Below are 9,489 nucleotides of genomic sequence, written 5' to 3'. Positions count from 1 at the left end.
CGGCGGAGCGCCGCCGCCCCGCCGTCGAGCGGACGGCGCCGGCGCCCCGGATCATCACCCGCGAGACGTGGGGCGCGGACGAGAGCCTGCGCCGGGAGGCGGTGACCTACACGGGCGCGGCCCGCGCGGTCTTCGTCCACCACACCAACCACCCCGACGACTACGACTGCGACGACGTCCCCGCGATGCTGCGCGCGATGCAGGCCGACCACGTGCTGATGAAGGGCTGGGACGACCTGGGGTACAACTTCGTGGTCGACAAGTGCGGCCGGATCTACGAGGGCCGGGCCGGCGGGCTGGACCGTTTCGTGATGGGCGCGCACACCAGCGGCTTCAACTCCGACAGCGTGGGCGTCGCCGCCCTCGGCGACTTCCCCGCGGGCACCGATGTCCCGGACGAACTGGTCGCCGCCATCGCCGAGATCGCCGCCTGGAAGCTGCGCCCCGGCACCGACCCGCGCGAGAAGGTCCGGCTGGTGTCCACCAACGACGCCGCCCGGGTGCCGGAGGGGGAGCCGGCCGAGATCGAGGTCGTCTCCGGTCACCGCGACCTCGTGCACACCCACTGCCCGGGGGACGCGCTGTACGAGGCGCTGCCCGCCATCCGCACCGAGGCCGCCCGGCTGCGGATCGCCGGCCGGCGCTGATCACGTACCACCGCGCCGCCGCCCGCGGCCGTGACAGGGCTGATGGTGCTGCCGGTCACCGGGGGGCCGCACGTCTCGGATGTCCGGCGCCGCCGACATGGCCCCCACCGGCATTGAGCCAGGACGGTGGATAAGAGTTGAGCCACCCCGGCTCAGGACATTTGACGGGGATCTCCGGCTGCGGCACTCTTGAGTCAGTCGCACTCAAGCTAGTAGCTGGAGGATATCGAAATGGCACGTGCGGTCGGCATCGACCTGGGCACGACGAACTCCGTCGTCAGTGTTCTCGAAGGCGGTGAGCCCACCGTCATCACCAACGCCGAGGGCGCCAGGACCACGCCGTCCGTTGTGGCCTTCGCGAAGAACGGCGAGGTGCTGGTCGGCGAGGTGGCCAAGCGCCAGGCCGTCACCAACGTGGACCGGACGATCCGCTCGGTCAAGCGCCACATGGGCACCGACTGGAAGATCGGTCTGGACGGCAAGGACTTCAACCCCCAGCAGATCAGCGCGTTCATCCTGCAGAAGCTGAAGCGGGACGCCGAGGCGTACCTGGGCGAGAAGGTCACCGACGCCGTCATCACCGTCCCGGCGTACTTCAACGACCACGAGCGGCAGGCCACCAAGGAGGCGGGCGAGATCGCGGGGCTGAACGTGCTCCGCATCGTCAACGAGCCGACCGCCGCCGCCCTCGCCTACGGCCTGGAGAAGGACGACCAGACCATCCTGGTCTTCGACCTCGGTGGCGGCACCTTCGACGTGTCGCTGCTGGAGATCGGCGACGGCGTGGTCGAGGTCAAGGCGACCAACGGTGACAACCACCTCGGTGGTGACGACTGGGACCAGCGCATCGTGGACCACCTGGTCCGCCAGTTCCAGAACGCGCACGGCGTGGACCTGTCCAAGGACAAGATGGCCCTCCAGCGGCTGCGCGAGTCGGCCGAGAAGGCCAAGATCGAGCTGTCCTCGTCCACCGAGACCACGATCAACCTGCCCTACATCACGGCGTCGGCCGAGGGCCCGCTGCACATGGACGAGAAGCTCACCCGGGCGCAGTTCCAGCAGCTCACCTCCGACCTGCTGGAGCGCTGCAAGACCCCGTTCCACAACGTGATCAAGGACGCCGGGATCCACCTGTCCGAGATCGACCACGTGGTGCTGGTCGGCGGCTCGACCCGGATGCCCGCCGTCGCGGACCTGGTGCGCGAGCTGACCGGCGGCAAGGACGCCAACAAGGGCGTGAACCCGGACGAGGTCGTCGCCATCGGCGCCAGCCTCCAGGCCGGTGTGCTCAAGGGTGAGGTCAAGGACGTCCTGCTGCTCGACGTCACCCCGCTGTCCCTCGGCATCGAGACCAAGGGCGGCATCATGACCAAGCTGATCGAGCGCAACACCACGATCCCGACGAAGCGTTCGGAGATCTTCACCACGGCCGAGGACAACCAGCCGTCGGTGCAGATCCAGGTCTACCAGGGCGAGCGCGAGATCGCGGCGTACAACAAGAAGCTCGGGATGTTCGAGCTGACCGGCCTGCCCCCGGCGCCGCGCGGCGTCCCGCAGATCGAGGTCACCTTCGACATCGACGCCAACGGCATCATGCACGTCTCCGCCAAGGACCTCGGCACCGGCAAGGAGCAGCGGATGACCGTCACCGGCGGCTCCGCGCTGCCGAAGGAGGACATCGAGCGGATGATGCGCGACGCCGAGCAGTACGCGGACGAGGACGCCCGCCGCCGCGAGGCCGCCGAGACGCGCAACCAGGCCGAGCAGCTCGTCTACTCCACGGAGAACTTCATCAAGGAGAACTCCGAGAAGGTCCCCGGCGAGGTCAAGACCGAGGTCGAGGCCGCCATCGCGGACCTGAAGGAGAAGCTGAAGGGCGAGGACACCGCGGCGATCCGCGAGGCGTCCGAGAAGGTCGCGGCCACCAGCCAGAAGCTGGGCCAGGCGATGTACGCCGACGCCCAGGCGGCGCAGGCGGCCGGCGGCTCCGCGCCCGGCGGTGCCGAGGGCGCCGCCACGGGCTCCGATGAGGACGTCGTGGACGCCGAGATCGTGGACGACGACAAGCCGAAGGGTGGTGCGGCGTGACCCAGGACCCGCAGGGCTTCGACAAGGAGCCCGAGGTCCCCGACGCCGAGGCGGCGAACGCCGACGTCCCCGCCGAGTCCTCGGTCTCCGACGAGCTCGCCGGGGGCGCCGCCCCCGGCGGGGACGGCTCCGCCGAGCCGCAGGCGTCGCAGGATCCCAAGGATGTGAAGGACCGCCAGGACATCGCCCTGACCGCGCAGCTGGACCAGGCGCGCTCGGCCCTCGCCGAGCGCACCCAGGATCTGCAGCGCCTCCAGGCCGAGTTCCAGAACTACCGGCGGCGCGTGGAGCGGGACCGCATCGCGGTCAAGGAGATGGCGGTGGCCAACCTCCTGACCGAGCTGCTGCCGGTGCTCGACGACATCGGCCGCGCCCGGGACCACGGGGAGCTGGTCGGCGGCTTCAAGCAGGTCGCGGAGTCGCTGGAGACGGTCGCGGCGAAGATGGGGCTGATGCAGTTCGGCAAGGAGGGCGAGCCCTTCGACCCGATGGTGCACGAGGCTCTGATGCACAGCTACTCGCCGGACGTCACGGAGACGACGTGCGTGCAGATCCTCCAGCCTGGGTACCGCATCGGCGAGCGCACGATCCGGCCCGCCCGGGTCGGCGTCGCCGAGCCGCAGCCGGGCAAGCCGGCGGATCAGCAGGACGAGAACGCGTCCGAGAAGGACGACGGCGGTGGCCCGGACGAGGGCTGACGTGACGCGTGACCGGAGACAGCGGAAGGAGGGACGCCGGGGATGAGCACGAAGGACTTCATCGAGAAGGACTACTACAAGGTTCTCGGCGTCCCGAAGGACGCGACCGAGGCGGAGATCAAGAAGGCGTACCGCAAGCTCGCCCGGGAGTACCACCCGGACGCGAACAAGGGGGACGTCCGGGCCGAGGAGCGCTTCAAGAGCGTCTCCGAGGCGTATGACGTGCTCGGTGACGCCCGGCGGCGCAAGGAGTACGACGAGGCCCGCGCCCTCTTCGGGAACGGCGGCTTCCGGCCGGGTCCCGGCGGGGGCGGGCAGTTCAACTTCGACCTCGGCGACCTCTTCGGCGGCGCCCAGCCCGGCGGCCCCGGCGGTCCCGGGGCCGGCGGGTTCGGCGGCGGCCTCGGGGACGTCTTCGGCGGGCTGTTCAACCGGACCGGTCCGGGGGCGCGCACGCAGGCGCGCCGCGGCCAGGACATCGAGTCCGAGGTGACGCTCAGCTTCACCGAGGCGGTGGCCGGGGCGACGGTTCCGCTGCGGATGTCGTCCAGCGCCGCCTGCAAGGCGTGCTCCGGGACCGGCGACAAGAACGGCACGCCGCGCGTGTGCCCGACCTGCGTCGGCACCGGGCAGGTCAGCCGGGGCGGCGGGGGCGGCTTCTCGCTCACCGACCCCTGTGTGGACTGCCGGGGCCGCGGGCTGATCGCGCAGGATCCCTGCCCGGTGTGCCGGGGCAGTGGCCGGGCGACCAGCTCGCGCACCATGCAGGTCCGCATCCCGGCCGGTGTGGAGGACGGGCAGCGCATCCGGCTGCGCGGCAAGGGCGCGCCGGGCGAGCGCGGCGGGCCCAACGGCGACCTGTACGTGGTGGTGCACGTCGACGAGCACCCGGTGTTCGGCCGGCGCGGCGACAACCTGACCATCACCGTGCCGGTCACCTTCCCGGAGGCGGCGCTCGGCGCGGAGATCCGGGTGCCGACGCTGAGCGGACCGCCGGTGACGCTCAAGCTGCCGCCGGGCACGCCCGGCGGGCGCACGATGCGCGCCCGCGGCAAGGGCGCGGTCCGCAAGGACGGCACCCGGGGCGACCTGCTGGTCACCATCGAGGTGACCGTGCCGCGCGAGCTGGGCGACGAGGCGAGAAAGGCCCTGGAGGAGTACCGCGCCGCGGTGGAGGGCGAGGATCCTCGCGCAGGGTTGTTCGAGGCCGCGAAGGGAGAGTAACGAGAGATGGACGGCCGGAACGGACACAGCAACCCCTATGAACTGACCGACGAGTCTCCGGTGTACGTCATCTCGGTAGCGGCACAGCTCTCCGGGCTGCACCCGCAGACGCTGCGCCAGTACGACCGGCTGGGTCTGGTCTCGCCCGACCGGACCGCCGGTCGCGGCCGGCGGTACTCGGCCCGGGACATCCGGCTGCTCCGCGAGGTGCAGCGGCTGTCCCAGGTCGAGGGCATCAACCTGGCCGGCATCAAGCGGATCATCGAGCTGGAGAAGCAGGTCGCCGCCCTGCAGGCGACGGTGGCCGAGCTCCAGCAGGCCGTGGAGGGCGCCGCCACCGCGATGCGCCAGCGCGAGGCGCAGGTCCACGCCTCCTACCGCCGCGACCTGGTCCCGTACCAGGACGTCCGCCACTCGGCGGCCATCGTGGTCTGGCGTCCGGACCGCCGCGGCTGACCGCCGCCGGCTCGGCCCGCGCCTGTGCTCACACCCCGGTCGGCCGTGCTCACACCCCGGTCGGCTCTCGCGCCGGGGCCGGCGGCCGGCCCAGGGCGCGGGCCAGCGGGGGCAGGAACAGGCAGGTCAGGATCGTGGCGAAGAGCCAGCCCGCCAGGACGTCGGTCGGCCAGTGGACGCCGAGGTAGATCCGGCTGAAGCCGACCGCGACCGCCCAGGCGGCGGGGAGCGCCACCGCCAGGACGCGGGCGGCCGGGCGGCGGCAGTGCGGCAGCAGCGCGGCGGCCAGGCCGATCGCGGTCAGTGCCGAGGTGGTGGTGTGGCCCGACGGCATCGCCGGCCCGTTGACGTGCATGACCCAGTCCTCCACCGGCGGGCGCGCCCGGCCGACCGCCGTGACCAGCCCGTACCGCACCAACTGCCCGCCCACCAGGGCGGCGACGCCCGCCAGGGCGCCCACCCACCAGGCGCGGGAGACGGTCAGCGCGCCCGCGAGGGCGGCCAGCACGTACGGCACGCCCCGGTTCCCGGTGTCGGTGATGAAGCGGAGGGTGTCGGTCCAGCCCGGCGTGCGGTGGTCCAGCGCCCAGTCGTGCAGGGCGGTGTCGATCGCCAGCGGGTCGCCGCCCCCGGCGGCCACCACGGTGATCAGCGCGGCCAGCAGAACGGCGGCGGCCGAGGCGGCGAGGTAGCGGCGCGGTGGCATGGTTGGGGATGGTATCCGTTCCGCCGCTTTTCAATCGTCGGTCCCCGCCCCCGGTCCCCGCCGCGGCCGGGTGACGGAGCGCCATCGACGGCCCGTCAATGCCGGGGTGCGCCGCACCCGTTCGGCGGAGGGTGACTGGACATGCCGGACCGCTGCTCACAGGGTGGTCCCTATGCGTCTGGCCCGTCTCCCCATACCCGCCGCCGTCGCCGCCGTGCTGCTGGTGGTGGCCGCGCCTCCCGCCGTCGCCGCCGAGCCGTGGGAGGGCGGCGCCGTCTCCACCGTGGGCAAGCTGATCTGGGACGCGGGCGGCGGCCGGCTCGGGCTGTGCTCGGGGGCCGTGGTCGACGCGCCCAACGGCAGCGTGGTCGCCACCGCCGCGCACTGTGTGCGCACCCGCGAGCAGCCGGAGCCGGCGGACGAGGTGTGGTTCGTCCCCGGGTACGACCACGACCGGGACACCTGGCGGGACGAGGCGTGGCGGGTCGCCTCGTTCCACACGCCCGACGCGTGGGACGTCACCCGCGACCCGGCCGAGATCCTGCCGCACGACTACGCGTTCCTCACCCTCGCCGAGAAGGACGGCCGCACGGTGCAGGAGGCGCACGGCGCGAACCGGCTCGCCTTCGAGCCGGTGCGGGAGGGGGATGAGGTGGCCGCGCTGGGGTACCCGGCGGCGCCCCCGTACGACGGCGAGTCGCTGCGGTACTGCGCGGGCGAGACGGACGTGCTGACGGCGCAGGAGGCGCAGCAGCCGAACCGCGGCGGACTGCTGCTCCAGGACTGCGACATGACCGCCGGTTCGAGCGGCGGCCCGTGGCTGCGGGACTACGACGCGGGCACGGAGTCCGGCACGCTGGTGGCCGTGATGTCGGTGGGCAGCGGCGACGGGATGGTGGTCGGCCGGCCGTTCCCGGAGGCCGCGCGGGAACTGCTGGCCACGGCGGGATCCAGGGAGCCGTAACCCTCCGGAGAGCGGCTTGAGTGGAATAGACTCAACTTATCGTACGTTGGATCTAGCAGGCTTAGCTCTCAAGACCATATGCTTACGGAGGAGATGGCCCAGTGAACGCCGAGCTGACCAACAGGAGCCGGGACGCCATCAGCGCGGCCAACGACCGCGCCCTGACCGGCGGCCACCCCGACATCACCCCCGCGCACCTGCTGCTGGCCCTGCTCACCGGCCAGGACAACGAGAATCTCCAGGACCTCCTGGCCGCCGTCGGCGCCGACCAGGCCGCCCTGCGCTCCGGCGCCGAGCGGCTGCTGTCCGCGCTGCCCCGCGTGCAGGGCGCCTCCGTGGCCAAGCCGCAACCCAACCGCGAGCTGCTGGCCGTTCTGGCCGACGCCGCCCAGCGCGCCAAGGAGCTGGGCGACGCGTACATCTCCACCGAGCACCTGCTGATCGGCCTGGCCGCCAAGGGCGGGCAGGCGGGCGAGCTGCTGACCGGTCAGGGCGCCGCCGACAAGAAGCTGCTGGACGCCTTCCAGACGAGCCGGGGCGGCCAGCGCGTCACCACGGCCGATCCCGAGGGCACGTACAAGGCGCTGGAGAAGTTCGGCACGGACTTCACGGCGGCGGCCCGCGAGGGGCGGCTCGACCCCGTCATCGGGCGGGACCACGAGATCCGGCGCGTGGTGCAGGTGCTGTCGCGCCGCACGAAGAACAACCCCGTCCTCATCGGGGAGCCCGGCGTCGGCAAGACCGCCGTCGTGGAGGGCCTGGCCCAGCGCATCGTCAAGGGCGACGTCCCGGAGTCGCTGAAGAACAAGCGGCTGGTCTCGCTGGACCTCGGCGCCATGGTCGCCGGGGCCAAGTACCGGGGCGAGTTCGAGGAGCGGCTGAAGGCCGTGCTGGCCGAGATCAAGGACAGCGGCGGTCAGATCATCACGTTCATCGACGAGTTGCACACGGTCGTCGGCGCGGGCGCCGGCGGCGACTCGGCCATGGACGCGGGCAACATGCTCAAGCCGATGCTGGCCCGCGGCGAGCTGCGCATGGTCGGCGCGACCACGCTGGACGAGTACCGCGAGCGGATCGAGAAGGACGCCGCGCTGGAGCGCCGCTTCCAGCAGGTGCTGGTGGCCGAGCCCAGTGTTGAGGACACCATCGCGATCCTGCGCGGGCTCAAGGGCCGGTACGAGGCGCATCACAAGGTGCAGATCGCGGACGCCTCCCTGGTGGCCGCGGCGGCGCTCTCCGACCGGTACATCACCTCGCGCTTCCTGCCGGACAAGGCCATCGACCTGGTGGACGAGGCCGCCTCCCGGCTGCGGATGGAGATCGACTCCTCGCCCGTGGAGATCGACGAGCTCCAGCGCTCCGTCGACCGGCTGAAGATGGAGGAGATGGCGCTCGCCAACGAGTCCGACGCCTCCTCCCAGGAGCGGCTGGCCAGGCTGCGGCGCGAGCTGGCCGACCGCGAGGAGGAGCTGCGCGGCCTGACCGCGCGCTGGGAGCGGGAGAAGCAGAGCCTGAACCGGGTCGGTGAGCTGAAGGAGCGGCTGGACGAGCAGCGCGGCCTGGCCGAGCGGGCCCAGCGCGACGGCGACTTCGAGACCGCCTCCAAGCTGCTCTACGGCGAGATCCCGGCCCTGGAGCGCGAGCTGGCCGCCGCCTCGGAGGCCGAGCAGGAGGCCGCGGCGACCACCATGGTCAAGGAGGAGGTCGGCCCGGACGACATCGCGGACGTGGTGTCCTCCTGGACCGGCATCCCGGCCGGGCGGCTGCTGGAGGGCGAGACCGAGAAGCTGCTGCGCATGGAGGAGGAGCTGGGCAAGCGGCTGATCGGGCAGACCGAGGCCGTGCGGGCCGTCTCGGACGCGGTGCGCCGCAGCCGGGCGGGCGTCGCGGACCCGGACCGGCCCACCGGGTCGTTCCTCTTCCTCGGCCCGACGGGCGTGGGCAAGACCGAGCTGGCCAAGGCGCTGGCGGACTTCCTCTTCGACGACGAGCGGGCCATGGTCCGCGTCGACATGAGCGAGTACAGCGAGAAGCACTCGGTGGCCAGGCTCGTCGGCGCGCCCCCCGGCTACGTGGGGTACGAGGAGGGCGGCCAGCTCACGGAGGCGGTGCGGCGGCGCCCGTACACGGTGGTGCTGCTGGACGAGGTGGAGAAGGCGCACCACGAGGTGTTCGACATCCTGCTCCAGGTGCTGGACGACGGGCGGCTGACGGACGGCCAGGGCCGGACCGTCGACTTCCGCAACACCATCCTCATCCTCACCTCCAACCTGGGCAGCCAGCACCTGATCGACCCCCTGACCAAGGCGGCCGACCGGCGCGAGGAGGTGCTGGCGGCGGTGCGGGCCGCGTTCCGGCCGGAGTTCCTCAACCGGCTGGACGACGTGGTGATCTTCGGCGCGCTCAGCGGCGACGAGCTGGGCCGTATCGCGCGGCTCCAGATCGACTCGCTCCAGCGGCGGCTGGCCGACCGGCGGCTCACCCTCGACGTCACCGAGCTGGCGCTGAACTGGCTCGCCGTCGAGGGGAACGACCCGGCGTACGGCGCCCGGCCGCTGCGGCGGCTGGTGCAGACCGCGATCGGGGACCCGCTCGCCCGCAAGATCCTCGGCGGCGGGATCAGGGACGGCGACACCGTCCGGGTGGACGCGGCCCTCGACGGCGGGCTGACGATCGAGGCCGTCCGCTGACCCGTCTTCCGTACCG

The 9,489-nt window shown here is 72.3% G+C and carries 8 protein-coding genes; 7 read left to right on the top strand and 1 reads right to left on the bottom strand.

The window, feature by feature from the left end; translation table 11 throughout:
- From ACSNOC_RS15955 to ACSNOC_RS15935, 5 genes are all read left to right on the top strand, one after another.
- Positions 1 to 647, top strand: a 647-nt coding sequence (locus ACSNOC_RS15955; protein WP_436748101.1) for a peptidoglycan recognition protein family protein, incomplete at its 5' end; no start/stop codon positions are given.
- A gap of 231 nt (positions 648 to 878) precedes the next feature.
- Positions 879 to 2,735: a molecular chaperone DnaK gene (dnaK, locus tag ACSNOC_RS15950; RefSeq protein WP_436748100.1), complete on the top strand. Its 1,857-nt coding sequence runs from the start codon at positions 879 to 881 to the stop codon at positions 2,733 to 2,735.
- Entirely contained in the window at positions 2,732 to 3,433 is a 702-nt protein-coding gene (gene grpE, locus ACSNOC_RS15945; RefSeq protein WP_436748099.1) for a nucleotide exchange factor GrpE, read from the top strand. The genes dnaK and grpE overlap by 4 nt, the downstream gene beginning before the upstream one ends.
- Positions 3,434 to 3,475: 42 nt before the next feature.
- Entirely contained in the window at positions 3,476 to 4,657 is a 1,182-nt protein-coding gene (dnaJ, locus tag ACSNOC_RS15940; protein WP_436748098.1) for a molecular chaperone DnaJ, read from the top strand.
- Positions 4,658 to 4,663: 6 nt separating this feature from the next.
- Positions 4,664 to 5,113 carry a heat shock protein transcriptional repressor HspR gene (locus tag ACSNOC_RS15935; protein ID WP_436748097.1) on the top strand — a complete coding sequence of 150 codons (450 nt, stop codon included), beginning with the start codon at positions 4,664 to 4,666 and terminating at the stop codon, positions 5,111 to 5,113.
- 49 nt (positions 5,114 to 5,162) lie between these two features.
- Here the strand turns inward: ACSNOC_RS15935 and ACSNOC_RS15930 are convergent, their stop codons facing one another.
- Positions 5,163 to 5,819, bottom strand: coding sequence for a phosphatase PAP2 family protein (locus tag ACSNOC_RS15930; protein WP_436748096.1), 657 nt, complete (start codon positions 5,817 to 5,819; stop codon positions 5,163 to 5,165).
- 172 nt (positions 5,820 to 5,991) lie between these two features.
- Between ACSNOC_RS15930 and ACSNOC_RS15925 the strand changes: the two genes are divergently transcribed.
- Positions 5,992 to 6,783 (top strand): trypsin-like serine peptidase, encoded by a 792-nt coding sequence (locus ACSNOC_RS15925; RefSeq protein ID WP_436748095.1) that lies wholly within the window; start codon positions 5,992 to 5,994, stop codon positions 6,781 to 6,783.
- 101 nt (positions 6,784 to 6,884) lie between these two features.
- Positions 6,885 to 9,473, top strand: a complete 2,589-nt coding sequence (clpB, locus tag ACSNOC_RS15920; protein WP_436748094.1) for an ATP-dependent chaperone ClpB — start codon at positions 6,885 to 6,887, stop codon at positions 9,471 to 9,473.
- The last annotated feature ends 16 nt before the right edge of the window (positions 9,474 to 9,489 follow it).

The organism is Streptomyces sp. URMC 129, assembly GCF_051386415.1.
In the GTDB taxonomy this organism is placed as follows: domain Bacteria; phylum Actinomycetota; class Actinomycetes; order Streptomycetales; family Streptomycetaceae; genus Streptomyces.
The sequence above is the reverse complement of the archived record's forward strand: the minus strand, read 5'-3'. Positions and strand labels throughout refer to the sequence as shown.